General features: G+C 65.6%; 31 protein-coding genes. 11 read left to right on the top strand and 20 right to left on the bottom strand.

The window, feature by feature from the left end; genetic code table 11:
* The first annotated feature begins 297 nt into the window (after positions 1–297).
* A complete protein-coding gene (ubiG, locus tag AC1DV8_RS20380) occupies positions 298–1,038 on the top strand; it encodes a bifunctional 2-polyprenyl-6-hydroxyphenol methylase/3-demethylubiquinol 3-O-methyltransferase UbiG (protein ID WP_477147897.1) in 741 nt (246 codons plus the stop codon).
* A 10-nt stretch (positions 1,039–1,048) separates the two neighbouring features.
* Here ubiG and AC1DV8_RS20385 read toward each other — a convergent pair whose 3' ends face one another.
* Entirely contained in the window at positions 1,049–1,294 is a 246-nt protein-coding gene (locus AC1DV8_RS20385) for a hypothetical protein (RefSeq protein WP_477147898.1), read from the bottom strand.
* 178 nt (positions 1,295–1,472) lie between these two features.
* On the opposite strand from AC1DV8_RS20385, the gene AC1DV8_RS20390 reads away from it, so the two are divergent.
* Together AC1DV8_RS20390 and AC1DV8_RS20395 are read left to right on the top strand one after the other, a co-directional pair.
* Positions 1,473–1,679, top strand: coding sequence for a YgaP family membrane protein (locus AC1DV8_RS20390; protein ID WP_477147899.1), 207 nt, complete (start codon positions 1,473–1,475; stop codon positions 1,677–1,679).
* Positions 1,679–2,188 (top strand): RNA polymerase sigma factor, encoded by a 510-nt coding sequence (locus tag AC1DV8_RS20395; RefSeq protein WP_477147900.1) that lies wholly within the window; start codon positions 1,679–1,681, stop codon positions 2,186–2,188. The genes AC1DV8_RS20390 and AC1DV8_RS20395 overlap by 1 nt, the downstream gene beginning before the upstream one ends.
* On the opposite strand, the gene AC1DV8_RS20400 is transcribed toward AC1DV8_RS20395, so the two are convergent.
* Genes AC1DV8_RS20400 through AC1DV8_RS20415 form a run of 4 tightly spaced genes read right to left on the bottom strand, consistent with a single transcriptional unit; the run spans position 2,185 to position 4,505 of the window.
* Positions 2,185–2,610 (bottom strand): DUF1178 family protein, encoded by a 426-nt coding sequence (locus tag AC1DV8_RS20400; protein ID WP_477147901.1) that lies wholly within the window; start codon positions 2,608–2,610, stop codon positions 2,185–2,187. The genes AC1DV8_RS20395 and AC1DV8_RS20400 overlap by 4 nt on opposite strands.
* A complete protein-coding gene (locus AC1DV8_RS20405; protein ID WP_477147902.1) occupies positions 2,607–3,470 on the bottom strand; it encodes a carbon-nitrogen hydrolase family protein in 864 nt (287 codons plus the stop codon). Before AC1DV8_RS20405 ends, AC1DV8_RS20400 begins: the two co-directional genes overlap by 4 nt.
* Before the next feature lie 9 nt (positions 3,471–3,479).
* The gene (gene grxC / locus AC1DV8_RS20410) at positions 3,480–3,734 is read right to left on the bottom strand and encodes a glutaredoxin 3 (protein WP_477147903.1); all 255 of its coding nucleotides are present in this window, start codon (positions 3,732–3,734) and stop codon (positions 3,480–3,482) included.
* Between the two features lie 33 nt (positions 3,735–3,767).
* Positions 3,768–4,505 carry a ComF family protein gene (locus tag AC1DV8_RS20415; RefSeq protein WP_477147904.1) on the bottom strand — a complete coding sequence of 246 codons (738 nt, stop codon included), beginning with the start codon at positions 4,503–4,505 and terminating at the stop codon, positions 3,768–3,770.
* 80 nt (positions 4,506–4,585) lie between these two features.
* Here AC1DV8_RS20415 and AC1DV8_RS20420 point away from each other — a divergent pair, with 80 nt between their 5' ends.
* Positions 4,586–5,440: a malonyl-ACP O-methyltransferase BioC gene (locus AC1DV8_RS20420; protein WP_477147905.1), complete on the top strand. Its 855-nt coding sequence runs from the start codon at positions 4,586–4,588 to the stop codon at positions 5,438–5,440.
* On the opposite strand, the gene AC1DV8_RS20425 is transcribed toward AC1DV8_RS20420, so the two are convergent.
* The 5 genes from AC1DV8_RS20425 to AC1DV8_RS20445 form a co-directional block, all read right to left on the bottom strand.
* Positions 5,437–5,637 (bottom strand): Flp family type IVb pilin, encoded by a 201-nt coding sequence (locus tag AC1DV8_RS20425; protein ID WP_477147906.1) that lies wholly within the window; start codon positions 5,635–5,637, stop codon positions 5,437–5,439. The genes AC1DV8_RS20420 and AC1DV8_RS20425 overlap by 4 nt on opposite strands.
* Before the next feature lie 8 nt (positions 5,638–5,645).
* Positions 5,646–6,044 (bottom strand): (deoxy)nucleoside triphosphate pyrophosphohydrolase, encoded by a 399-nt coding sequence (locus AC1DV8_RS20430; RefSeq protein WP_477147907.1) that lies wholly within the window; start codon positions 6,042–6,044, stop codon positions 5,646–5,648.
* Positions 6,041–6,805, bottom strand: coding sequence for a GNAT family N-acetyltransferase (locus AC1DV8_RS20435; RefSeq protein ID WP_477147908.1), 765 nt, complete (start codon positions 6,803–6,805; stop codon positions 6,041–6,043). The genes AC1DV8_RS20430 and AC1DV8_RS20435 overlap by 4 nt, the downstream gene beginning before the upstream one ends.
* On the bottom strand, positions 6,805–8,037 hold the full coding sequence (gene argJ / locus AC1DV8_RS20440) for a bifunctional glutamate N-acetyltransferase/amino-acid acetyltransferase ArgJ (protein WP_477158707.1): 1,233 nt from the start codon (positions 8,035–8,037) through the stop codon (positions 6,805–6,807). The genes AC1DV8_RS20435 and argJ overlap by 1 nt, the downstream gene beginning before the upstream one ends.
* An 82-nt stretch (positions 8,038–8,119) precedes the next feature.
* Complete coding sequence (locus AC1DV8_RS20445) at positions 8,120–8,395, bottom strand: hypothetical protein (RefSeq protein ID WP_477158708.1); 276 nt, start codon at positions 8,393–8,395, stop codon at positions 8,120–8,122.
* A gap of 125 nt (positions 8,396–8,520) precedes the next feature.
* Between AC1DV8_RS20445 and AC1DV8_RS20450 the strand changes: the two genes are divergently transcribed.
* Positions 8,521–9,114 (top strand): TetR/AcrR family transcriptional regulator, encoded by a 594-nt coding sequence (locus tag AC1DV8_RS20450; protein WP_477147911.1) that lies wholly within the window; start codon positions 8,521–8,523, stop codon positions 9,112–9,114.
* A gap of 53 nt (positions 9,115–9,167) precedes the next feature.
* On the opposite strand, the gene AC1DV8_RS20455 is transcribed toward AC1DV8_RS20450, so the two are convergent.
* Positions 9,168–10,121 carry a peptidylprolyl isomerase gene (locus AC1DV8_RS20455; protein ID WP_477147912.1) on the bottom strand — a complete coding sequence of 318 codons (954 nt, stop codon included), beginning with the start codon at positions 10,119–10,121 and terminating at the stop codon, positions 9,168–9,170.
* 200 nt (positions 10,122–10,321) lie between these two features.
* Between AC1DV8_RS20455 and secA the strand changes: the two genes are divergently transcribed.
* A complete protein-coding gene (gene secA / locus AC1DV8_RS20460) occupies positions 10,322–13,096 on the top strand; it encodes a preprotein translocase subunit SecA (protein ID WP_477158709.1) in 2,775 nt (924 codons plus the stop codon).
* A gap of 72 nt (positions 13,097–13,168) precedes the next feature.
* Here the strand turns inward: secA and AC1DV8_RS20465 are convergent, their stop codons facing one another.
* Together AC1DV8_RS20465 and AC1DV8_RS20470 are read right to left on the bottom strand one after the other, a co-directional pair.
* On the bottom strand, positions 13,169–13,813 hold the full coding sequence (locus tag AC1DV8_RS20465; protein WP_477158710.1) for a Vgb family protein: 645 nt from the start codon (positions 13,811–13,813) through the stop codon (positions 13,169–13,171).
* Positions 13,814–13,852: 39 nt separating this feature from the next.
* Positions 13,853–15,073 (bottom strand): helix-turn-helix domain-containing protein, encoded by a 1,221-nt coding sequence (locus AC1DV8_RS20470; protein ID WP_477158711.1) that lies wholly within the window; start codon positions 15,071–15,073, stop codon positions 13,853–13,855.
* An 87-nt stretch (positions 15,074–15,160) separates the two neighbouring features.
* Between AC1DV8_RS20470 and AC1DV8_RS20475 the strand changes: the two genes are divergently transcribed.
* Both AC1DV8_RS20475 and AC1DV8_RS20480 read left to right on the top strand, forming a co-directional pair.
* Positions 15,161–15,409: a DUF1127 domain-containing protein gene (locus AC1DV8_RS20475; RefSeq protein WP_477158712.1), complete on the top strand. Its 249-nt coding sequence runs from the start codon at positions 15,161–15,163 to the stop codon at positions 15,407–15,409.
* Between the two features lie 35 nt (positions 15,410–15,444).
* Positions 15,445–16,395 carry an SRPBCC family protein gene (locus tag AC1DV8_RS20480; RefSeq protein WP_477158713.1) on the top strand — a complete coding sequence of 317 codons (951 nt, stop codon included), beginning with the start codon at positions 15,445–15,447 and terminating at the stop codon, positions 16,393–16,395.
* Here AC1DV8_RS20480 and AC1DV8_RS20485 read toward each other — a convergent pair.
* The 5 genes from AC1DV8_RS20485 to AC1DV8_RS20505 form a co-directional block, all read right to left on the bottom strand.
* Positions 16,392–17,297, bottom strand: coding sequence for a DMT family transporter (locus AC1DV8_RS20485; protein ID WP_477158714.1), 906 nt, complete (start codon positions 17,295–17,297; stop codon positions 16,392–16,394). The genes AC1DV8_RS20480 and AC1DV8_RS20485 overlap by 4 nt on opposite strands.
* An 89-nt stretch (positions 17,298–17,386) precedes the next feature.
* A complete protein-coding gene (locus tag AC1DV8_RS20490; RefSeq protein ID WP_477158715.1) occupies positions 17,387–18,004 on the bottom strand; it encodes a hypothetical protein in 618 nt (205 codons plus the stop codon).
* Positions 17,977–18,759, bottom strand: coding sequence for a L,D-transpeptidase family protein (locus AC1DV8_RS20495; RefSeq protein ID WP_477158716.1), 783 nt, complete (start codon positions 18,757–18,759; stop codon positions 17,977–17,979). The genes AC1DV8_RS20490 and AC1DV8_RS20495 overlap by 28 nt, the downstream gene beginning before the upstream one ends.
* Before the next feature lie 12 nt (positions 18,760–18,771).
* Positions 18,772–19,800 carry a L,D-transpeptidase family protein gene (locus tag AC1DV8_RS20500; protein WP_477147921.1) on the bottom strand — a complete coding sequence of 343 codons (1,029 nt, stop codon included), beginning with the start codon at positions 19,798–19,800 and terminating at the stop codon, positions 18,772–18,774.
* Positions 19,801–19,926: 126 nt separating this feature from the next.
* Entirely contained in the window at positions 19,927–20,886 is a 960-nt protein-coding gene (locus AC1DV8_RS20505) for an acetyl-CoA carboxylase carboxyltransferase subunit alpha (protein ID WP_477147922.1), read from the bottom strand.
* Positions 20,887–21,192: 306 nt separating this feature from the next.
* Between AC1DV8_RS20505 and AC1DV8_RS20510 the strand changes: the two genes are divergently transcribed.
* Positions 21,193–21,531: a hypothetical protein gene (locus AC1DV8_RS20510; protein ID WP_477147923.1), complete on the top strand. Its 339-nt coding sequence runs from the start codon at positions 21,193–21,195 to the stop codon at positions 21,529–21,531.
* On the opposite strand, the gene AC1DV8_RS20515 is transcribed toward AC1DV8_RS20510, so the two are convergent.
* Together AC1DV8_RS20515 and AC1DV8_RS20520 are read right to left on the bottom strand one after the other, a co-directional pair.
* Positions 21,528–22,442, bottom strand: coding sequence for a site-specific tyrosine recombinase XerD (locus AC1DV8_RS20515; protein ID WP_477147924.1), 915 nt, complete (start codon positions 22,440–22,442; stop codon positions 21,528–21,530). The two genes, AC1DV8_RS20510 and AC1DV8_RS20515, sit on opposite strands and share 4 nt — an antisense overlap.
* A complete protein-coding gene (locus AC1DV8_RS20520; protein WP_477147925.1) occupies positions 22,439–22,747 on the bottom strand; it encodes a hypothetical protein in 309 nt (102 codons plus the stop codon). Before AC1DV8_RS20520 ends, AC1DV8_RS20515 begins: the two co-directional genes overlap by 4 nt.
* 144 nt (positions 22,748–22,891) lie before the next feature.
* Here AC1DV8_RS20520 and AC1DV8_RS20525 point away from each other — a divergent pair, with 144 nt between their 5' ends.
* Both AC1DV8_RS20525 and aroB read left to right on the top strand, forming a co-directional pair.
* Positions 22,892–23,485, top strand: coding sequence for a shikimate kinase (locus AC1DV8_RS20525; protein ID WP_477147926.1), 594 nt, complete (start codon positions 22,892–22,894; stop codon positions 23,483–23,485).
* Entirely contained in the window at positions 23,478–24,593 is a 1,116-nt protein-coding gene (aroB, locus tag AC1DV8_RS20530; RefSeq protein WP_477147927.1) for a 3-dehydroquinate synthase, read from the top strand. The genes AC1DV8_RS20525 and aroB overlap by 8 nt, the downstream gene beginning before the upstream one ends.
* Positions 24,594–24,605: the final 12 nt, after the last annotated feature.

Here is a 24,605-nt window from a genome sequence, read left to right on the forward strand (position 1 = left end):
CCGCATCGAGCGACCCTCGCGTGATAGCGGCTTGACCGGCGAACCGGTCCTTGCCGTGATGGTTTCCGCCTGAACTGCAGCGACCCGCAGCCCACCCGGTCTCCCCCGCACCAACCACTCGTCATGATCTCGCTTCGGTGCAGCGGATGAGCGGGAGAATCGCATAGGTGGGGAGTGGGGGGATAGATCGGCGCAAGATTCTCGCAACGCCTTGTGCCGCCTCGGCATTGTGGCTCCGCAGCTACTGCGACGCCCGCACCTCTTGTTTCCACAACGGCGCGGACCGATAACCTCCCCATGACCGACACCACCATCAATCCCGACGAGATCGCCAAGTTCGCCGCCATGGCGGATGAGTGGTGGGATCCGAAGGGCAAGTTCAAACCGCTGCACAAGTTCAACCCGGTGCGGCTGGGTTATGTGCGCGACAAGGTGATCGCGCAGTTCGGCAAGGACAGCACGGTGCGCCGACCGCTCGAGGGCGTACGCATCCTCGATATCGGCTGTGGTGGCGGGCTGCTGAGTGAGCCGCTGGCCCGGCTGGGCGCGACAATGGTCGGCGTCGATGCCGGCGAGAAGAACATCCGCATCGCCGAACTGCATGCCAAGCAGTCTGGGCTCGATATCGACTATCGCGCTACCACGGCCGAAGCGCTGGACGCTTCGGGGGAGCGGTTCGATGTGGTGCTGAACATGGAAGTGGTGGAGCACGTGGACAACGTGCCGCTCTACATGAAGAGCTGTGCCAGCCTGGTGAAGCCGGGCGGCCTGCTGTTCACCGCCACCATCAACCGGACGCCGCGCGCCTATGCGCTTGCGATCATCGGGGCGGAGCGGGTTCTGGGCTGGCTGCCCAAGGGCACCCACGATTTCCGGAAGTTCCTGACGCCGGACGAGATCTCAGCGCTCTGCGCCCGCAATGGCCTGAAGGTCATCGACAAGACCGGCGTGGTGTTCCATCCGCTGGCCGACGAGTGGCGACAGAGCCGCGACCTCGGGGTCAACTACATGGTGCTGGCGGCAAAGCCTGCAGCCTGATCACGGTTGATCAGCCGACCACCAGAGTGTCGCGACCGTAGGCCAGCGTGATGGTGCCGCGGATCGGATGACCCGACAGGTCTTCGTCCCAGTAGAGGAACCAGCGGCCGGCGCCATAGGTGCGGTCCAATGCGTCTTCCACCGCGAAGTCGAACGGCTTCAGTGCCTTGAGGGCGGCCGACGCGGCGTCACTCATCACGGCGCGGATAGCGCCGCCGGTTGTGGTGGTCGCCGGGGTCAGGGTCGAATGGTGCATTCTATCCTCCTTCGGCAGCGCCTTGGGCGCCGTCTCTGGAGGCAAATCTGCGTCCGAGGCCTTGAACCGTGACTGAACGGCGCGAGTCAGGCGCCGTTCAGCGAAATAAACCTGCGATCACGCGCACCGTTCTGCCATTGCCGGCCCTCTTGTTCTGCGATGCAGCAAGGAGTGACGCATGTTCTATCGCAAGAATGTCTGGGCCTGGGAGCAACTCGTCCGTCTGATTGCCGGGACGGTGATGATCGGAGGCGGGCTGCTCTATCTGACCGGTTGGTCGGGATATGCCGTCGCCGCTACGGGTCTCTATCTGGCGCTGACAGGCATGTTCGGCTATTGCCCGGCCTGCGCCATGATCGGCCGAAAGCCCGTCGACAAGACCTGATGCCGCCAAGGGACCTCATCGCTTCCGCCAGGAACGGCGACGCCGCCGCGATCACGTCGCTGCTCGCGGCGGCCCAGCCGGACATCCGCCGCTACGCCCGCGCCGCCTGCCAAACCGCTGATGTCGACGACGCCGTCCAGGATGCGCTTTGTCTGCTGCACCGCCGCATCGGCAGCCTGCGTGTCATCTCGGCCTTCTCGGGCTGGCTGTTTGCAGTGGTGCGGCATGAATGCATCAGGCTTGCCCGGCGTGGCTTCGGCCGCAGCGCGCCGTTGGAGGTCATCGAGAACCATGTCGACTTCGCCGTGCGGCCGGATCACGAACTGCGGCTCGACCTGGCTGCAGCCATCCAGTCGCTGCCGGCGCACTATCGGGAGGTTCTCATCCTGCGCGACCTGGAGGAACTGACCATCGACGAGATCGGCGCCCGTCTGGATGCGACGCGCGAGACGGTCAAGGCGCGGCTCCACCGCGCCCGCTCGCTGGCGCGCGAGTACCTGGCCCGCTAGTTCGCCTCGTCCGGCACATGTGGCAGCGGCAGGAAATCGACGCCGTCGTCGATCAGTTCGGCCACCTCGTCGCGCGTCGCTTCGCCGTAGATGCCGCGCGGGTCGGCTTCCTTGAAGTGGATCTTGCGGGCTTCCTCGGCGAACTTGTCGCCGACATAGTCGGCCTCGCTAGTGACCTTCTTGCGCATCACGCGCAGCATCTCGCGAATCTCGGCCTGCTGCGGATGGCCGCTCGACAGCGACACCTTGTCGGAGTTCATCCGCGACACCGCCGGCGCCATCAGCGCCTTTTCAACCCGCACGGAATTGCAGATCGGACAGGTGACAATGCCGCGCCCGGCCTGCTCATCGTAGGCTTCGGCGCTTTTGAACCAGGCGTCGAACTTGTGGGATCTGTCACAGACGAGCGAATAACTGATCACGCGGATACGTCCTCTCGGGCGAATACCGTCGGGCCCGAAGCGCCGAGGGTTAGCGAAAACGGACGGGCATTGGCAAGCGCCGGGACGCGCCCGCGCGCTTCATCCACTGCTGATAGATCGATGTCGGCAATCGCGATGCCCGGACCATCGCCACCGAGCTCGGCGACGATCTTGCCCCAGGGGTCGATGATCATCGAGTGGCCCCAGGTGGAGCGGCCATTTTCGTGCTTGCCGGCCTGCGCGGCGGCGATCACCCACGAGCCGGTTTCGATGGCGCGGGCGCGAAGCAGCACTTCCCAGTGCGCTTCGCCGGTGGGGACGGTGAAGGCGGCGGGCACAGAGATCACCTGCGCCCCGGCTTCCGCCAAGGCGCGATGCAGCGCCGGGAAGCGCACGTCGTAGCAGATGGTCATGCCAAGGTTGAAGCCCGGCCCATCGGTGACGACGGCGGCATCGCCACCGGCATAGGTCTCGCTCTCGCGGTACTGCTTCAGGCCGGGAAGCGTCGCGTCGAACAGGTGGATTTTGTCATAGGTCGCAGCGATCGAACCATCAGGCCGGAACAGCACCGACCGATTGGCGAAGCGCCCGTCTGGCAGCGCCACGGCGAGCGAGCCGAGGTGCAGACTCACCCCGAGCTTCTTCGCGATACCGCTGGCGCGGGCGATGGCCGGGTTGTTCTCCCACAGACCGGCGACGGACTTCAGCCCATCCCGATTCTCGGCGAACACTACCGTTACCTCCGGCGATAGCAGATAGGTCGCGCCCTGCCCGGCAGCCTCGGCAGCCAGCTGCTCGAGCTGATCGAGATTGGGACCCGGCTGGGTGCCCGAAGTCATCTGCAGGGCGGCGGCGCGCATCTTCACGTCCTAGCTGGCGAGCAGCGGATCGAGCTGGCCGCCACGATCGAGCGCCGCCATGTCATCATAGCCGCCGACATGCGTCTCGCCCACGAAGATCTGTGGCACGGTACGCCGGCCGTGCGCCCGCTGCACCATCGCCATGCGGGTGTCGGGATCGTCGGCATCGACCTCCTCATATTCGACGCCCTTTTCGTCCAGCAGCGACTTGGCGGCGTGGCAATAGGGGCACCATTGGGTCGTATAAATTTCTACCTTTTTCATCTCACCTACAGAAGCGCTGGGATTTGTTGAGTTCTATATGGGGAGTTCGGCGCCTGTCACAACGCGTGCGAACGAGATCACATCGATTTTGATCAACCCGGCCCGCTTGAGCACGCGGGTGATCGCCTTGACCGTTGAGCCAGTGGTGATGACGTCGTCGACCAGCACCACGCCGCGCCCCTTGAGCCGGCGCAACGCCTCCGGGTGCGCGGTGAAGGCGCCGGCGACATTGCGCTGACGCGCATCGGCGGAGAGCCCGACCTGCTGGCGGGTGCGGCGGGTGCGGGCGACGAGGCCGGTATCGACGGGCAATCCGGTGAGCCGGCCGAGGGCGCGGGCCAGCTCGGTGGACTGGTTGTAGCGCCGCTCGAACTGCCGCCAGCGATGGAGCGGCACCGGCACGAGCACCGGCTGTTCAGCCCAGAATTCGGAGCCTGCCGGCGCCATCAGCCGGGCGCAGAACCCGGCGAGTTCCGGCCGGTCGCCGTATTTGAGGCGGCTGACGATGGCGCGGGCGACCTCGTTGTAGAGCACCGCCGAGCGGGCCCGGTCGAAGGGCGGCGGGTCGGCGATGGCTTCGGCGGAACGCGCGTCGGGGCCAAGCGAGACCTCGAATGGCAGGCCTAATACCGGGCAATAGGGGGCTGAAATCGGCCGAAGCTTTGCAAAGCACCGGGGACAGAGGGCGGAATGCACGGCGGTCGGCGCACCGCAATCGAGGCAGGTCGGCGGATAGACCAGATCGAGCAAAGCGCCTCCCAGCCGCACCATAGCAGCCGATCCCGCTTTGACTTTGCCCAGCCCCAATTCCATAACGCCCACGAGCTTATGAGACCGAGCGCGCATTGACTATGGCCCTGCCCCCGAAGGTTTTCGACCGCACGCTGATCGCCGAACACCTGGGGCGGCGTCCGGCCGAGCCCGATGATTTCGTCACCCAGCTGGCGCTCGACGACCTGGCGTCGCGGCTGATTACGGTATCGCGCGATTTCGAGCAGGCGCTGATCATGGCGCCGGATGGCTCGCGGTTGCCGCTGATGGGACGCTCGGCCAGCGGCGCGTTCGCCTTCGAGCGGGTCTCGACGGTGCTTGGCTCTGACGACGCACCGCTGGTCGACCCCGAGGCTCTGCTGCTGCCGCGCGAGGACTACGACCTGATCGTCTCGCTGTTCGACCTGCAGGTGACGAACGACGTACCGGGCTTCCTCGCCCGCATCCGCGCGCATTTGCGGCCCGACGGGCTGATGATCGCCGCCGCGCTCGGGGGCGACAGCCTGACCGAGCTGCGGCAGGCATTCCTGCGCGCCGATGCTGAGGCTTCGGGTGGCGCTTTTGCCCGGGTCGCGCCGTTCATCCCGCTGGCCGATGCCGGCGGGCTGCTGCAGCGTTCGGGCTATGCGCTGCCGGTGACTGATCTCGAGACCTACCCGGTGCGATATGCCGATGCGCTGCGATTGATGCGGGAGCTGAAGGGGATGGGCGCGCAGAACCCGTTGGCCGATCGGCCCGGGCGAATGGCGACGAAGTCGTTGCTGGCCGCGGCCTCGGCAGCTTATGCAGAACTTGCGGGGGATCCCGATGGCCGGGTGCGGGCGACGCTGGAGATCATCTGGCTGAGCGGCTGGGCCCCGCACGAAAGCCAGCAGAAGCCGCTGCGCCCGGGCAGCGCCACGGTGCGACTCAAGGACGTGTTGGGAAAGAGCTAGAGACCTTCGATGTTGTCGAGTTGCTCACCCGAGCGGCTGGAGACATAGTCGAACAGCGTGCTCACGCTGCCGCCCGTCAGTGTCAACGCGATCAGCATACCCACGGCGACGAGGCCGGCGATCAGTCCGTATTCGATAGCGGTGGCCCCGCTCTCGTCACTGACAAAGCACCTGACCTGTGCACAAAGACCCGTCATCACCACCCTCAGAGCAGATCGCAGAGCGGCGCGATCAGCGGTTCATCGGCCGGCGGCATGGGAAAGTCACGCAGAGCCTGCGGGCGCACCCATTTCAGGGCGGCATGCTCGCGAGCTTCAGGGACGCCCTGCCACTTCCGGCAGACGTAAAGTGGCATCAGAAGATGAAAGTTTTCGTAAGAGTGGGATGCAAAGCTTAACGGAGCAAGGCACGCGCTCTGGGTGGAAATACCGAGTTCTTCTTCCAGTTCCCGGATCAGCGCCGCTTCAGGACTTTCGCCTTCCTCGAGCTTGCCGCCGGGGAATTCCCACAGGCCCGCCAATTGCTTGCCTTGTGGTCTCTGCGCGATCAGCACCCGCCGATCGGCATCGATCAGCGCGCAGGCGACGACCAGCTGGATCCTCACCCGCGACCCCAATCGGGCGCACGCCGGTAGATGTACTGGTAGACTTCGCCGAAGCCGAGCGAGCCGTAGAGGTTCAGCGCCGGCGCATTGTTGGCCAGCACCTGGATGGCCGAGTGGGTGGCCCCCATCGAGCGCACCCAATTGAGCGCCGCGCCCATCACCGCCCGGCCATAGCCCATGCCGCGGGCGCTCGGATGGGTGACGACGTTGAGATAGATGCCGATGCCGCTGGCAACCGCTGACAATGCCGCCGCCACCGGCAAGCCCGCCTTGTGATAGACGAGGACGCCCTTGGCCTCGCAGGCGATGCCGCCAAGAATGGCGGTCAGCGCGTCCATGGTTGACTGGTCGTAGCCGGACATATGCGACTGAGCCTTGATCCATTCAGGATCGGTCGGCTCGAAATAGCGGGCATGGAAATCGAGCGGGAAATCCTCGTCCGGCATCTCCATCGCCATCACGAGGCTCGGCTCGAACTCCTCCCACAGCAGCCCATCCAGGACCTCGACGATCTCGGGCGCGGTAAGCGGGGTTACGCGAAACACCGGCGGGATGCGGTGGCGCTTCGACAGCTCGGCGAGCCGCATCAGCCGCAGTTCCGCATAGCCGCCATCGCTCAGATCGAGGCAATGGATGGAGTTGGCGCGCTTGGTATAGCCGCGTGCATAGCGCCACTGCCACAGCCCATCCTGCGCCTGCTTGAGGGCCGGCCATGCCGTGAGGGTCGCGCCCTCGATCTGACTGACGCTGAGCGGGACCATCAGGACCTGTAATCGCCGTTGATAGTGATGTAGCCGTGCGTCAGGTCGCAGGTGTAAACGGTCGCCGTTCCAGCGCCGAGGCCGAGGCCGACGCGCACCTCGATATCCTCGTTCTTCATGTAGGCGCTGGTCGCGGCTTCATTGTAGGCGGGGTCGCGCTCGCCCTGGGTGGCGACGCGGATATCGCCGAAGCTGATCTCGAGTTTGTCGCGATCTGCCGGCTCGCCGGCCTTGCCCACCGCCATGACGATGCGGCCCCAGTTGGCGTCCTCGCCGGCAATTGCGGTCTTGACCAGCGGCGAGTTGGCGATCGACTGGGCGATGCGGAACGCGCTCTTGTCGCTGCTAGCACCCTCGACGGTGACGGTGACCATCTTGGTAGCGCCCTCGCCGTCGCGCACCACGTGAATCGCGAGTTCGTGCAGTACGTCGGCCAGCGCCTCGGCGAACACCTCCGCACGGGGATCGGTGGCGGAAGAGATCGGCGCGATGTCGGCCTTGCCCGTGGCGAAGACCAGGCAGGTATCGGAAGTGGAGGTGTCGCTGTCGACCGTCACTGAGTTGAAGCTGGTGTCGATCGCCGGCTGCAGCAGGCCCTGCAGCACGTCGGCAGCGATCGGTGCGTCAGTGAACACGAAGCTCAGCATGGTCGCCATGTCGGGGGCGATCATGCCCGAGCCCTTGGCGATTCCGGAAATCACAACTGGCACGCCGTCGAACTCGACGGTGGCGGTGGCCACCTTGGCAAAGGTGTCAGTGGTCATGATTGCCTTGGCGGCATCCATCCACGGTCCCGCCGCGAGGCGCATCGCCATCTCGGATGTGACGCCGGCGAACTTCTGCGCATCGAGCGGCTCGCCGATCACCCCGGTGGAGGCGAGGAAGATTTCAGCCGGGGCGACGCCCAGCGCGTTGGAGACGATCTCAGCCGACAGCGCTACCGAAGCGCGGCCCTTCTGGCCGGTGAAGGCGTTGGCGTTGCCCGAATTGACCAGCAGCGCGCGGGCTTTGCCGCCCCCGAGGTTCTGCCGGCACCAGTCGACGGCGGCCGAGGGGCACTTCGAACGGGTGAGGACACCGGCAACAACAGTTCCTTCGTCCATGGCGACGAGCAGAACGTCTGTACGATTCTTGTATTTGATCCCGGCTTCGGCCGTCGCGAACCGAACTCCGGCGACATCCGGCAGTTCCGGGTAAGTCTTGGGCGCGAGGGGAGAGACGGGATGGGCCATGTTGCGTCCTATACGGCGTCAATAGGCCCATCCGTTTGCCTCAAGCCTCGATCTGAAGCAAGTCGCAATCAGTTCGATCGGTTCAGCGCTTGCCGGTCGCAATAAAGCGGCCGAAACGCGCCTGGATCGTCGGAATGATGAAGTAGACCATCGCGATCACCATCAGTGGCGCGACGATGAAGTTGCGCTCCCACACCGGCCAGCCTTCGGTGAACGGTGCGACGAGGTAGATGAGCCCGGTGATCACCGGATAGACGGCGACGAGCGTGAGCAGTGCCAGCCGGGTCCGCATGGCGAGCGTCGGACCCGCGGGCTTGGTGGAAGCGACTGCGCTGGCGGCGGCGGATTGAACGGTCATTTCGATATCCCATATAAACGGTACGGCTCGTTACATAACGAAACGGTACGTAACGTTCAAGTGGATGCACGTCGCTATTTGGTGTATCCCAGCCATGCATCGCCCACAGGGCACCAGTGAGAGACATGTCCACCACCGACAGCCAGCCAAGAAAGTCCATCGGCGCCGCCCGCAACCCGGATAGCCACGAGGCGATCCTTGCGGCGGCCGAAGAGATTTTCTGCGAGTCCGGCTACGCTGGCTTCTCGATCGAGGCAGTGGCGCGCCGGGCCCGTGCCGGCAAGCCCACGATCTATCGCTGGTGGCCATCGAAGGCGCACTTGCTGCTCGACGTCTACACCCGGCTCAAAAGCTCACGCATGCCAGACCCGGACACGGGGACGCTCGAAGGCGATATCCGCACCTTCCTGACCGAACTGGTGCGCTTCTGGTCCGGCAACACCGGCGGGGTATACCGCTCGCTGATTGCCGAAGCCCAGGCGGACGCGAAGGCGGCCGAGGCGCTGCAGGCCTATTCGGTCGAGCGAACCCTACACACCGCCTCGATATTCGAGCGTGCCAAGGCGCGCGGCGAGATGCGCGCCGATGCCGACAGCCTGGCGGCTTCCGACCTGATGTCGGCCTATGCCTGGAAGCTGCTGCTGACCGACCGGCTCGCGAACCAGTCCGACATCATCGACAAGGTAACCTCCATCCTGGTCCGCGGCCTCGTCGCATAAGAAAACCCCGGCCAGGGCCGGGGTTCTCAATGACGTTGCGGTGCCGGGAGGCCTTACGGCGCGGTGCCGGCTTCGCCTTCGGCCTGAGGCGCCGACTGCTTCTTGACGCCTTCGGCGAGCGCTGCATCCGGAATGTCGATCTTCAGGTCCTTCTTAAGCGCTGCGACGGACTCGTCGAATGCCTTGAACATCACCTGCTGGCCGAGCTGCTGCTGCACCTGCTCGATCGGCGGCGGCGAGCTCATGCGCTTTTCCTCGACCTTGATGATGTGCCAGCCGAACTGGCTCTGCACCGGGTCGGAAATCTTGCCCGGCTCGAGCGTGAACGCCACAGCCTCGAACTCGGGGACCATCATGCCCTTGGAAAAGAAGCCCAGGTCGCCGCCGTTCTGCTTGCCCGACGGGTCGGTGGTCTTTTCCATGGCCAGCACTTCGAACGGCTTGCCGCCGTCGAGTTCGGCCTTGATGGCCTTTGCCTCTTCCTCGGTGGCAACGAGGATATGGCGCGCGTGCACTTCCTCGACCGGCTTGAAGTCCTTCACGAACAGGTCGTAGGCCGCCTTGATCGAGTCCTCGGTGACCGAAGCGGCGACCTTCTGGGTGAAATAGTCGCGGCGCAGCGAGCGATCCTCGAGGTAGGCCATGCGGCGCTTGAACAGGTCGGTATCGGCCATGCCGGCTTCTTTTGCCGCCTTGGCCATCACTTTCATGTCAATCAGCACGGTGACGAGGAAGGCGCGGCGCTCTTCGGGCGGCACCTGCTGCAGCTCCTGCTGCAGATCCTCGGCGGCAAAGGTAAGGTCCGCCTCGGTAATCGTCAGGTCGCCAACGGTGGCGACGACGGTTTCCGGGGTGGCCGCGGGGGCGGCCGGAGCGGCGGCGGCGGGGGCTGCGGCGTCCTGCGCGAATGCGGCGACGGGGGCAAGACTGAGAGCCGTTCCCAGCAACAAAGTGCCGGCCAGGGTCTTCAGAACTTTATGGAAACCCCGCGGGGCGTGGTCGTTCATTGGGAATTCTCCTCGTATGGCGCAGAGCCCCCGGCCCGCGGCGGGGGAGGTTTCGCCCATTTGCGTTCCGTTGACAAGCAAAACACCCGCTCTTACATGTCGCACCACTTCAAAGAGTGTTGACGGGTGAGGACCCGCCGCCCTGCCGGGAACATGGTTCGGCCAAAGGCCGCCCCGGACAAGAAATCAAAGGACATAGAATGGTGCTCGCTGCGCTCGCCAAGGCGATCTTCGGTTCGGCCAATGATCGGCAGGTGAAGAAGTACCTGCCCCGGGTCGCCGCGATCAACGCGCTGGAGCCTGAGTTCGAAAAGCTCACTGACGACGAGCTGAAGGCCAAGACCGTTGAATTCCGGGCCCTTCTGGCCGAGGGTAAGACCCTCGACGATATCCTGGAGCCGGCCTTCGCCACGGTACGCGAGGCATCGAAACGCGTGCTCGGCATGCGCCACTTCGATGTGCAGCTGATCGGCGGCATGGTGCTGAACAACCGCTCCATCGCCGAGATGAAGACCGGTGAAGGCAAGACCCTGGTGGCGACGCTGGCGGTTTATCTCAATGCCCTGCCCGGCAAGGGCGTGCACCTCGTCACCGTCAACGACTACCTGGTGCGCCGCGATCTGGCCTGGATGGGTCAGATCTATCGCTTCCTCGGGCTCACCACGGGCATCATCGTCCACGGCCTCGACGACGCCGAGCGCAAGGCCTCCTACGCTGCCGATATCACCTACGGCACCAATAACGAGTTCGGCTTCGACTACCTGCGCGACAACATGAAATACAGCCGCGACCAGATGGTGCAGCGCGGCCACGAATACGCCATCGTCGACGAAGTGGACTCGATCCTCATCGACGAAGCGCGCACCCCGCTGATTATTTCCGGCCCTTCCGCCGACCGCTCCTCGCTCTACGAGATGGCGGACCTCTTGATTCCGGTCCTCGGCGAGGGCGACTACGAGATCGACGAGAAGCAACGCTCCGCCACCTTCACCGACCAGGGCATCGAAAAGCTCGAGGCGGCCCTGATCGAGAACGGCCAGCTCAAGGGTGAGAACCTCTACGACATCGAGAACGTGGCGCTTGTGCACCACCTCAACTCGGCGTTGCGCGCTCACAAGATGTTCCAGCGCGAGAAGGACTACATCGTCCGCAACGACGAAGTGGTGATCATCGACGAGTTCACCGGCCGCATGATGCCGGGCCGCCGCTATTCGGAAGGCCTGCACCAGGCGCTGGAGGCCAAGGAGCACGTCAAGATCCAGGCCGAGAACCAGACGCTCGCCTCGATCACCTTCCAGAACTACTTCCGCCTCTACAAGAAGCTGGCCGGCATGACCGGTACGGCGGCGACCGAGGCCGAGGAATTCGGCGACATCTACGGCCTGACCGTGACCTCGATTCCGACCAACGTGCCGGTCCGGCGCGAGGACGAAGACGACGCGATCTTCCGTACCGCCGCCGAGAAGTTCGACGAGATCGCCAACCTGATCGTCGATGCCCGCACGCGTGGCCAGCCGATCCTCGTGGGCACCACCTCTATCGAGAAATCTGAGATGCTGGCCGAACTGCTGCGCCAGAAGGGGATCAAGGACATCGCGGTGCTGAATGCCCGTCACCACGAGCAGGAAGCCCAGATCGTCGCGGACGCCGGTATTTCAGGTGCGGTGACCATCGCCACCAACATGGCCGGCCGCGGTACCGACATCCAGCTCGGCGGCAACCTCGAGATGCGCATCGAGCGCGAGACCCAGGGCCTCGAAGGCGCCGAGCGCGAAGCGGCGATCGAAGAGATCAAGCGCACCATCGCCGTGGACAAGGCCAAGGTGCTGGCCGCCGGCGGCCTCTACATCGTCGGCACCGAGCGGCACGAAAGCCGCCGCATCGACAACCAGCTGCGCGGCCGTGCCGGCCGCCAGGGCGACCCGGGCCATTCGAAGTTCTTCCTGAGCCTGCAGGACGACCTGATGCGCATCTTCCCGGTCGAGTCGATGGATTCGATGCTGGGCAAGCTCGGTCTCGAGCAGGGTGAGTCGATCACCCACCCGTGGGTCACCAAGGCCATCGAGCGCGCCCAAGCCCGCGTCGAAGCCCGCAACTTCGACATCCGCAAAAACATCCTGAAGTACGACGACGTGATGAACGATCAGCGCAAGGCGATCTTCACCGAACGTCTCGAGCTGATGGACAGCGAGGACGTCGCCGAGACGGTCGCCGAGATGCGCCACCAGGTGGTGGACGACATCATCGCCAAGGCCATCCCCGACCGCTCGTACCCCGAGCAGTGGAAAATCGAGCAGCTCGAAGCTGCCGGCAAGACCTACCTCAACGTCGACCTGCCGGTTGAGAGCTGGACGCATGAGGAAGGCATCGACGTCGAGGACGTGCGCGAGCGCATCATCAAGGCCGCCGACGAATTCGCCGCTGCCAAGGTCGCCCGCTATTCGCCCGACATCATGCGCCAGGTGGAAAAGTCGATCCTCCTGCAGTCGATCGACGGGCTGTGGCGCGAGCACCTCGTTACACTCGATCACCTCAGCAAGGTTGTCGGCTGGCGCGGCCTCGCCCAGCGCGACCCGCTGAACGAATACAAGCGCGAGGCGTTCGAACTGTTCGAGCAGCTGCTCACCAGCCTCCGCGAACTGGTAACGACGCAGCTCAGCCACGTCGAAATCCAGATGCGTCAGCCGACGCCGCCGCTGCCGAATTTCGACGGTCTCGATGAGATCCATATCGACCCGACCACCGGCGAGAACGATGCCGAGAGCGACTTCACCGGCACCATGCCCCGCGCCCTCGGGCCGGCACCCAGCCTTGCCGCCTTCGCCGCGGCTGGCGCCGCTGCCGGCGCCGATGTGATCGAGGCCGACCCGGCACTGAAGCCGATCGACCCCAAGCTGCTGGTCGGCGTGTCGCGCAATGCCCCCTGCCCCTGCGGCTCGGGCAAGAAGTTCAAGCACTGCCACGGCGCGTTCTGACGCTGTCGCAGGACTGAATAATCAATCGGCCGGTTCCTCGCGGGACCGGCCGATTTCCTTTCGCGGGAAACGTCAGGCGGTAGCGGGTTCGCGCTTCGGACGGCGGACCGCCCGCACCTTGCCGATATTGTTGCCGCCACAGAAGAACCGGTCGCCGCCGTCGGATTCGAGGCCAGAGACACCAGCCCCGGGCGGCATGTCGAGCTGTTCCAGCACTTCGCCCGAGTGCGGATCGACGCGCCGCAGCTCGCTTTGGCCATCCTCGAGCGTGGCGTGCCAGAGGTCGCCGTCCGCCCAGGTCACGCCGGTGACGAAGCGATTGGAATTGATGGTCCTGAGCACTGCGCCGGTCTCGGGATCGACCTGCAGGATCTGCTTGCTGCGATACTGCCCGACCCACAGCGAACCCTCCGCCCAGGCGAGGCCCGAGCCACCACCCGGCGAGGGAATGGTCTTGACGACGCGTCCGCTGCGCGGGTCGATCTTCTGGATTACGTCCTCGGCGAGTTGGTAGAGGTGCTCACCATCGAAGGTCGTGCCGGCATGCGCCGCAACCTCGATCGTCCGCACCGGCTCGCCGCTCTCAGGATCGAAGGCGTTGATCCGGTCGCCCGAGGCGAACCACACATTGGTGCCGTCGAAGGTGACCCCGGCCACCGAGTCGACACCGGGGAACGGACCGTACTCGCGAACAATCTCGGCATGCGCATGCTTCATCGGACTAGCCTCTCGTTGAATTGCTTCCGACGCAACCATCTAGTCGCCCGGCAGCGGGCCCGGGAGTAACAATGCCGTCGGGAAACCCGGCACCGGCGGGGTGATCCAGCGCAGCGCCCGGCCGCGACCGAACGACTGCACCTTGCCCGCCTCCGCCAGTTGCTCGAGCGCCCGTTGCACGGTGCGCGGGCTGGTGCCGAGCGCGATAGCAAGAGCGGAGCTGGCCCACGCCTCGCCGTCGGCCAGCAGGGCCAGCACGCCCGCGTGCTGATCCTCCACCGGCGGCGCCAACACCACGACTTCACTTGCCGCGAGCGGCACCAGCGCGAAGCCGCCCATGGTGGCGTTGATCTCGGCGATGTCCGTGAGCTCGGCGCGTAACCGCCCCATTTCGACCCGCAACCGCGCACGATGCGACTCATCGGCCTCCTTGCCGCGAAACGCCTCGGCGACCAGCCGGGCTCGCGACACATCCGTCGGCCAGGTCTCGGCCAGGGTGCGCAGTAGCGCAAACAGGATCGGACGCGTCGCCAGGTGGATGATCGTCCCCGTCTGCCGGACCACGTTGCGCGTCGCATCGACCACCAGTGCACCGGAGGACAGCACCTGTTCGACGCCGGCCAGCGTCAGCGATCGCTCGCCGCCACCCGCAACCAGCCGCGCCGCCGGCCCGTCGAGCACCCGTGCGTCGACCTCTATCTCAGCGACCAGCGAGTGAATGCCGGCCTGCTGCGCCGCCGCCAGCGCCCGGTCGAACGCCACCCGCGCCGGCCCGGTCTGCACCCGCCGCATCGCGATGCCCGCGCTCACCAGCTGATGCACCGCGACAGTCGCCGGCGGCAGCCGGTCGAGATCGAGCTGCGCCAGCGTCCGCTCCGCATCGTCCACCTGCCCGATCAACAACGACCGGCGTGCCGCGAGGTTGGCGGCGTGGGCCGCGTTCACCCTGTCGCCCTGGGCCTCGAGCGCCGCGCGGGCGGTCTCCAGTGCCCTTGGCTGCCAGGACAGGTCGCGCGACACCAGGGCGATCTCCGCCTCGGCCACCACGCAGCGCGCCCGCGCCACCGCCTCGCGTGCATGGAACGCCTTGCCAGCCGCCTTGAGCAGCGCCTTGGCCCGCTCGAGATCACCCAGTTGCGCCATGGCGATGCCACGCAGCGCCAGTGCCGGGGCATCGTCGCGCAGCGCCACGCGCTTCAGCGCCGCGAGTGGATCGCCGGCCCCCAGCGCCCGCGCTGCCGCGGTGATCAGCGAGTCCATTCAAATCCCGTCACACTTGTCACTCTCACCCGTGACTGGCCGCCGCCTAGGTTCCCCTCACCGAAATGGAACCGACGGAGATCAGCCATGACCACCCTCGAACTCTATGAAATCGCAGCCGACAAGTCCCGCCAATCGAGCGTCATCGGCAGCCTGATGAAACTGACGGTTCGCCTCGCCACGTGGCAGGCCCGCCGCCGGACCATCCTCAAGCTCGCCAGCCTCGATGCGGTCCAGCTCACCGATATCGGCCTCGAGCGTAGCGATGTCGAGGACGCCCTCGACGGCGATGCCCGCCGGCTGTGGGCCAGGGTCCGCCAACGCAACGCCAGCTGACCCAGCCCCCTCACCCAATCCCAAGGAGAACGAAAATGACCGACAAGAACTACACCACCTCGATCACCGTCAAAGAGAGCCCCGAGGCTGTCTTTGCCGCCATCAACAACGTGCGCGGCTGGTGGTCTGACGATGTGGAGGGCAAGACCACCGCCCTCGGCGACGTCTGGTACTACCACGCCCGCGATCTCCACCGCTGCACCCTCAAGGTGATCGAGTCGGTGCCGGGCAGGCACGTCGCCTGGCGGGTGCTGGACAACCACTTCAGCTTCATCGCCGACAAGACCGAGTGGGTCGATACCACCATCGACTTCGACATCGAGGCGGTCGGCGAAGGCGCTCGGCTGACTTTCACCCACATCGGCCTCCTGCCCGACCACGAGTGCTACGACGTCTGCCACGACGCCTGGGGCACCTACATCCGCGGCAGCCTCAAGAACCTCATCACCTCTGGCACCGGCCAGCCCAATGTCGGCGCTGAGCTCACCGCCGAAGAGCCCAAGCTTCCCAACCAAGGAGACCACGCCATGTCCGAACCAAGCTTCACCACCTCATTCACCGTCGACCAGAGCCCCGAAGCGGCCTTCGCCGCCATCAACGACCCGCGCGCCTGGTGGAGCGGCGAGTTCGAGGGCGGCACCAGCAACATCGGCGACGTTTTCAGCTATCGATACAAGGACTTTCACTACTCCAAGCAGGTCGTGACCGAGATGGTGCCGAATAAGCGAGTCGCCTGGCAGGTGGTGGAAGGCACGCTCAGCTTCGTCGAAGACAAGACCGAGTGGGTCGGCACCACCATCATCTTCGACATCGCCAGCAAGGGCGACAAGACGGAGGTGATCTTCACCCATGTCGGCCTGAAGCCGGCCGTCGAGTGCTACGACACCTGCTCGGACGCCTGGACTTCGCTGATCAAGGGAAGCCTCAAGCAGTTCATCGATACCGGCATGACCCAGAGCCTCGAACTTGCGGCGCCGGCCGTCTAAGGCGCATCCACCACCCGACGCCTGGGGCGACGCTCGCTCCAGGCGAGCACCAGTCCCGCGGCAATGACCAGCCCGGCGCCCACGAACACCACCGGCGCCGGCTGCTCCTGATAGAACAGGAAGCCGAAGATGAAGCTCCAGCAGAGCGCGCTGTACTCGACGGTGCCGAGGACACTGGCCGGCACCGCGCGGGCCGCATCGATCAGCGCATACTGGGCGGCGGCGCCGATAAAGCCAGTCGCCACGACCACGGCGATCTCGCTGGCATCCATGGCCACCCAGAACGGCAGCGAAATAACCCCGAGAACCACCACGTAGAACACGTTGATCGAGAACACGAGGACCAGCGAGCTCTCGGATTTCGAGATGGTGCGCATCAGGATCATCGCCACGGCCCAGAGGAACGCCGCGCCCAGCGCCATCAGCGCCGGCACGCCAATGCTGAGCCCTGCCGGGTTGGCGGCGATGACGACGCCGAAAAACCCGATCGCCGATGCGCCGACCCTCGCAAGGGTCAGTTGCTCCTTGAGGAAGATCACCGCAAGGACGACCGTGATCACCGGCGCGACGTAGTAGAGCGTCGTCATCTCGGCCAGTTGCAGCTGGCGCCCGGCGGGATAGTACATGCACCACGCCGCCAAAGTGAGCACGGCGCGCAACAGCAGCATCGGCTTGTTCGGCGATCTGATCAGCCCGATGACCAGCTGCCGGCGGCCGACGATGAGGCAGATGATCGTGATGATGACGCTGCGCACGAACAGGATCTGGGTCACCGGCAGGTCGTGGATGACGCCCTTGACCAGCGTATCGTGCACGGCAAACAGGGAGTACGCGGCGAGCCCGAGAGCCATGCCCTTGAGCGAGGCGGATTGCGGGACGCGGGCGGCGGCGGGTGAGGACAAGATCGGCTCGTGGCGGGGGGCTCGGGCGGACGCCCGCCGCTAGCTCTAGCCGGTCGTCAGCAGGGGCGCATCTGCAATCTTGCTGAAACTCAGGTGCAGGTGACCCGCATCTCGGCGAAGCCGGCTTCGTCGGCGGAGAACACCATGACGGTACAGCTCGTGCCGGCGATGGCGCCGAAGCCGGTCTCGACGATCTGTCCGATGCCGTCGATCGAGACGGTGTCGGCGGTGATCAGGCCCGTTCGGATGACCGCCTTCGACTGGCAGATCGGATAGGTCTCGCCGGGCGTCACCATGAAGCGAGTGCCGAGCGGAATGCAGTCGGTGGTGGGAAGGTTGGGATCGGCCGCCGCCGTCTCCGTCGGCACGGTTGCGCCCGGAGCCAGCGAGGCGGGAGCGGCCTGGGCGGCGGCAGTCACGGCCGCCTGCTGGGTGGACCACTCGCCCTCGAGCTTCACCATCCGGTCCTGCAGCGCCAGCAGCGCCGCGGCAGTGCCGTCGTCTGCGGGTGTGGCCGCGGCTTCGGCGCGCTGGCCGAGCGCGTCCACCGACGTCCGCAGCTCTGCCACGGCGTCGCCGATCGCCTTGGTCTTGGCATCGGTATTGAGCTGCACGGCGACGGCGCCGGCGAGCGCCACCAGCCCGACAATGGCGGCGAGGAACGGGATCAGCCGGTCGATCAGGACCAGGCGGCGATAACGGCGCATTCCGGCCCCTCCGCGTCTTCGCCGAAGCGGTATTCGCCCCGGCAGGCGCCAACCTTGGGCGGCAGGTTCGACGCTTCGAACAGATCGTAGCCGGCCTTGAGGTTACGCCAGAACGGCGCCCAGGTATTGCCGCCTTCGGCAGCGAGCGCCGTGGCGGTCATCCGGAACGGGAAGACATGCACGTCGACAGCCTCCTGGCCCTTGGCCAAGGCTGCCTCGACCACGGCGTAGACCTCATCGACGCTGGCATCGGTGATGGCGTAGCAGCCGACCGACGAGCAGCCGCCATGCACCATCAGCGCCGAGCCGGTGCGGCCAAGCTGGCGATCGAAGGCGTTGGGAAAGCCGAGATTGAAGCTGAGGTGATGCCGCGAATTGGGGTTCAGCTGGCTCTTGGCCACGCGATAGAAGCCCTCGGGCGACTGCTTGTCGCCTTCCATGAGCTTGGGGCCGAGATCACCGGAGAACTTGCAGATGTCGTAGTCGCGGAACAGCGAGAAGCGTCCGTTGGCGGCTTTCATCCAGAGTTCGAGCTTGTGCTCGCGCTTGTAGATGCGGACATGCGCTGCGTCGCCGAGCGCGAACCCGGCGGTCTTGAGTTCGGCGAGGAACTGGGTGCGGTCGTAGACGCGCTCGGTGACGATGTCTCGAACTCCCGTTCGTTCGCTGAGGACGAAACGCCCCACGAGGATGGCCGCCACGAGGAACACCCCGATCGCAACGACCATGCCGAGATGGGGGCGCCGGGGCCGCATCGCAAGATGCTGCTAGGCGCGGTGCAGGCGCGGCAGTGGAATCGGCGGCACCTTGCTGGGGTCGATAACGCCGGCGACATCGCCGCCGCCGAACAACCCGCCGATGAAGCCGCCGATCGCCTCGCCGCGCGCCTTTGCCGCAGCTTCGGCCTCGGCGGCCTTCTGTGCATCGGCAGCCGTCTTGGCGGCCTTGTCGGCAAGCGAGGCGACTTCCTGCTGCATCGCAGCGTCGTCGGCCGCCATCTTGGACTTGACCGAGTCCGGAACGTTCTGCGCGACGGTCACGGGACACGCCGCGAGCGCGTCGAGCGATGCGCCACCGGGCACGTCGAACACGTATTCCTTGTTGCAGACGTCCCAGGATACCGGCGATTTCGAAATCTCGAACCGGTCGTAGCCTTCCTTGATGTCTTTCCAGAAGCTCATGTTCGGGCTGTCGGCATGCTTGGCGAGATTGGTCGCCGTCATCCGGAACGGGAAGATCTGCAGCTGGAACGAGGCGTTGCCGCCTTTGAAGGTCTCGCGCGCCAGGGCATAGATCTCGGCGATCGACTCATCGGTCATCGAGTAGCAGCCGCGCGACGAGCAATCGCCATGCACCATCAGGTCCGAGCCGGTGCGCCCATAGGCGCGGTCGAACTTGTTGGGAAAGCCGGTGTTGAACGCCAGGTAGTAGTTGGAGTTCGGGTTCATCAGGCCCGGCGTGATCGTATAGAAGCCCTCGGGCGACTGACGGTCGCCTTCCTTGACCTTGGGGCCGAGATCGCCCGACCAGGCACAGATCTGGTAGGTCTTGAACAGCTTGAACGCGCCGCTGCCGGTCTGCTTCCAGACCTCGAGCTCCGAGGTTTGCTTGAAGATGCGGATCATCATCGGCGCGGCCGGCGAGGACCCGAGCCCCGCGAGCCGGCTGACGGTTTCCTGCTTCAGCGGCGCCATCGCCTTGGCGTTGCCCGGCTTCAGCCCGCCGCAGCCGGCAAGCAACGCCGCCACGCCGAGTGCTGCGCCAAGAAAGAGGATGGAACGGAGCGTTCTGCCCAAAGTCAGCTACCCGAAATGCTTGTCTGCCCGAAGGAACGGGTTACGAGCGGACGGTTACCATGTGGTAAGCCGGCATGGTTAACAGCCCGTTTACTATTGGCTTCATGCCCTTGGTTGGGGCGTCGATCAACTCAAATTGGTGCCGATGGCGAGGAATTTGTCACGCCTGTGTTCCCGCACCTCCAGCCTGCCCCGGTTACCCGGGAAGTCGGTGAGGAACGTGCCGATGGCGCGTGCGGTCGAGGCCATCACCTCTGCGTGATGGCGGTGCGCGCCGCCGGCCGGCTCGGTGATGATGCCGTCGATCACGCCGAGTGACAGGAGATCGGGAGCCGTGATCTTCTGCGCCGCCGCCATGTCGGGAGCCCGCGCCGCATCGCGGAACAGGATCGCCGCGCCCGGCTCGGGCGAGATCACCGAGTAGATGGCGTTTTCGAGCATCAGCACCCGGTTGGCGGTGGCAATCGCGATGGCACCGCCCGAACCGCCTTCACCAATGATGATCGCGAGGTTGGGCACGCCCAGTTCGAGGCAGCGCTCGGTGGAGCGGGCAATCGCCTCGGCCTGGCCGCGTTCCTCGGCGCCGATGCCGGGATAGGCCCCGGCGGTGTCGACGAACGAGATCACCGGGATATCGAAGCGATCGGCCATGTCCATGATGCGGACGGCCTTGCGGTAGCCCTCGGGCCGCGCCATGCCGAAATTGTGCTTCAGCCGGCCCTCGGTGTTGGAGCCCTTCTCCTGCCCGAGAATGGCGACCGGCTGGCCGTTGAAGCGCCCGAAGCCGGCCTGCAGCGCCGGGTCCTCGGCGAACTTGCGGTCGCCGGCGAGCGGCGTCCACTCGCTGATCAGCGTCTTGACGTAGTCCGAGAAGTGCGGGCGCTGCGGATGGCGCGCCACCTGCGTCTTCTGCCACGGGGTCAGCTTCTTGTAGATATCGACCAGCGCCTCGTCGGCCCTGGCGGAAAGCCGGGTCACCTCTTCGTCGATGGACACCGCCTGGTCGGCCGTGGCGAGGGACTTGAGCTCGGCGATCTTGCCTTCAAGATCGGCCACCGGCTTTTCGAAATCGAGATAGGACTGCATCCAACCCGCCAGCTAAGCGCTTTCAGGAAAAGCTGTAGACTTTTCCGGCTCGAAAGCGCGACCAAAGTAAGTACCCGAAGCATTTGCCGTTTCGTCGAAACGGCAAATGCTCAAGGAGGGGAAAGGGCGTCAACTCGCGCCCCAAAGTGGCCGGAAAGTGGCGATGCCGGCCCGCTGAGTCAAGCGCGGAGCCCGGACTTGGTGAAGCGCGGGCCCCTCGTTCCACCGCTTCGTCACGCCGCATTAACCAATGCATGACGCTTTCATGACAACGCTAGGGCGAACGACCGGATACCTTATTCGACCATGACCACCTATGCCTTGGTGAGCGTCGGTTGCCCCCGTTGCAGCGGCCACTTCCTCGAGAACGCCAAGCTCGTACGCCCAGGCGGATCGGCCTGGTGTCCCAGCTGCGAACAACTGTTCACCCTCGATGCCGCCGACCAGGCCACGCGCCGCACCCTCGCCGAAGCCAAGGCGGCGCGCCGCCGGCGCAAGGAGCGGCTGGCCGAGGTCAGGTCGCTCTGGCAGGACCCGCCACCGGCGCCCGCGCCAAAACCACCGATGCTGATGAGCGATGTACTGCGCGCCCTCGATGACCTGCTGCTCCGGCTGGACGGAATGACCGGAGAGAAGCGCGGCTAGCCTTGCTCGGCCAGCGGGTGATGGGCTTCGACCAGCGATTTCAGCTTCTCGTCGAGCACGTGGGTGTAGATCTGCGTGGTCGAGATGTCGGAGTGCCCGAGCAGCGTCTGCACCACCCTCAGATCAGCGCCGCCCGCCAGCAAGTGGCTGGCAAAGGCATGGCGCAGCACGTGCGGTGATACCCGCGCCACCGCGATGCCGGCACGAGCGGCGAGGCCCTTGAGCTCGCGGGCGAACACCTGCCGGCTCAGATGGCCGCTCTCGCCCCCGGCCGGAAACAGCCAGATGCCGGGCTCGAGCCGCGCAAGATAGGCCTTCACCGCGTCACGCGCGCGGTCGGTCAGCGGCACGATCCGCTCCTTGCCGCCCTTGCCCCGCACGGTGAGGAAGCTCGCATCGCGCATCACCGCAGCACGCTTCAGTTCGACCAGTTCCGACACGCGCATGCCGGTGGCATAGAGCAGTTCGAGCAGCAGATAGAGCCGCGCGGACATGGCGCGCGCCGCGTCGCTGGCCTCGGGAGCTTCGACATCCGCCTCAGCGACGGTCAGCAACCGATCGATCTCGGCGATCGAGAGCACCTTGGGCAGACCGCGCCGTGCCTTGGGCGACGCAATGATTCGGGTAGGATCGTCAGTTCGCACTGCATCTGCGGCGAGGAACTTGTGGAATTGGCGGATGGCTGAGAGTTTTCGCGCGCTCGATGAGGCGGCGATGCCCTCGGCTTCAAGAAAGGCGAGGTATTGCGTCACCTGCTCGCGGCCGGCGGCGGTGGGGCCGGTGCCGCGGCGGCCGAGGAAGCCGCAATAGTCACCGAGGTCGCGACGATAGGCATCTATGGTGTTCTTGGCAGCGCCGCGCTCGGCGCTCATCATCTCGAGGAACGCTTCGACCAGATGAGCGCCGCTCATTCGACGCCCTGTTGCCGCGTCACCACTTCGCCATCACCGGCGGGAGCTTCGGCTGCCGGCACTGCGGCCGGCGTCTCCACGGCCGGCGCCGGCTCGGCGGCGGGCGCTTCGGGCGTGCGGGTGGTATTGATCTCGCGGCGTACCAGCGGGTCGCGCTGCGCCGAGGGCATCAGGTCGCGCGCGGGAATCCGGATGGTCACGTCCTTGTCGCGTGGCTGCACGATCGCGACGAGCGCGAACATGGCCCCGTAGCCAAGCCCGACCAGGACCAGCAGGATAACGATCAGACGAATGAGAGTCGGCATGGCAATCCGCTTTTGTCACGCAAAGGCCAGTCTCCCTTGTTTGCTGGACGCGATCAAGGGTGCGCTAACCATGGCGGGCGAACCATAGCGGGCATTGACTTTATGCCGCCCTAACGGTTCAAACCCGCCGAGCGAGGAAATGCGATGTCACGCGACGGCACGACCACACGCGACGACCGGCGCGAGGATCTGCTGCGGCTCCTCGGGCACCGCCCGATCGTCCTCATCGGCATGATGGGCGCCGGCAAGACCACGGTCGGCCGCCGCCTTGCCGCACGCCTCGGCCGCCACTTCGTCGACAGCGACGAAGAGGTGGAGAAGGCCGCCGGCATGACCATCGAGGACATTTTCCGCGCCCATGGCGAAGCCGATTTCCGCGCCGGCGAGGTCAAGGTGATCGCCCGGCTGCTGAAGGACGAGAATATCGTGCTCGGCACCGGCGGCGGCGCCTTCGTCAATGCCGAGACCCGCAGCCTGGTGAAGGCTTCGGCGATTTCGGTGTGGATCAAGGCGGATTTCGAGCTGTTGTTCCAGCGCGTCTCGCGGCGCTCCAACCGGCCGCTGCTGAAGACCGCCAACCCGCGCGAAACGCTGCAGAAGCTGATCGAGGCGCGCTACCCCATCTACGCCGAGGCCGATGTCACCATCGTCTCGCGCGACGTGCCGCAGGACCAGGTGGCAAGCGAAGTTATCGACGCCCTGCTGGACCATTTGAGCAATGAGAAGTCCGATGGCTGAGCCGACCACCGTGCACGTGCCGCTGGGCGAGCGTGCCTACGACATCCTGATCGGCAGCGGCTTGATCGACAGCGCCGGCGTGGTGCTGAAGGCCAAGTTCCCCGGCCGTCGCTTCGGCATCGTCACCGACACCGAAGTCGCCATGGCACAGTTGCCGCGACTCACCGCCTCACTCGACGCGGCTGGCGTTAGCTATGCGACGATCGTGCTGCCGAATGGCGAAGCCACCAAGTCGTTCGCACGGCTGGGCGAAGTGGTCGAAGGCATTCTCGCGGCCCGGCTGGAACGCGGCGACCTGATCCTGGCGCTCGGCGGCGGGGTGATCGGCGATCTCGCCGGCTTCGCCGCGGCGATAGCCCGGCGCGGCATGGATTTCGTCCAGATCCCGACCTCGCTGCTGGCGCAGGTGGATTCGTCCGTCGGCGGCAAGACCGGCATCAACTCGCCGCACGGCAAGAACCTCATCGGTGCGTTTCACCAGCCAAAACTGGTGCTGGCCGATCTCGACGCGCTCGACACCCTGCCGCCACGCCAGTTCGCCGCCGGCTATGCCGAGGTGGTGAAGTACGGGCTGATCGACGACGAGCCGTTCTATTTCTGGCTCGAGGACAATCGCCGCGAGATCTTCGCCGGCAACGCGGCGCTGCGCGGCGAGATGGTAGCGCGCTGCTGCGCGTCGAAGACCCGCTTCGTTCTCGCCGACGAGAAGGAAACCGGCGTCCGCGCCCTGCTCAATCTCGGCCATACCTTCGGCCACGCGCTCGAATCGGCCACCGGCTATTCCGACCGGCTGCTGCATGGTGAGGGTGTTGCCATCGGCATGGTGCTGGCGCACGGCTTCTCGGCGAAACTCGGCCTCTCGCCCAGCCAGGATACCGGCCGCATCGCCCAGCACCTGACTGCTGCGGGCCTGCCGACCCGCCTCGCCGATATTCCGGGCGACCTGCCCGACACCGACTACCTGATGAACGCCATTGCGCAGGACAAGAAGGTGGTGCGCGGGGCGCTGACCTTCATCCTCACCCGCGGCATCGGCCAGGCCTTCATCGAAAAGAACGTCGACCCAGCCACGGTCCGCGCCTACCTTGAGGACATGCGGACCGCCTGAACATCCGCCGGA

The sequence above is a fragment of the Devosia sp. P3_B2 genome (assembly GCF_056402875.1).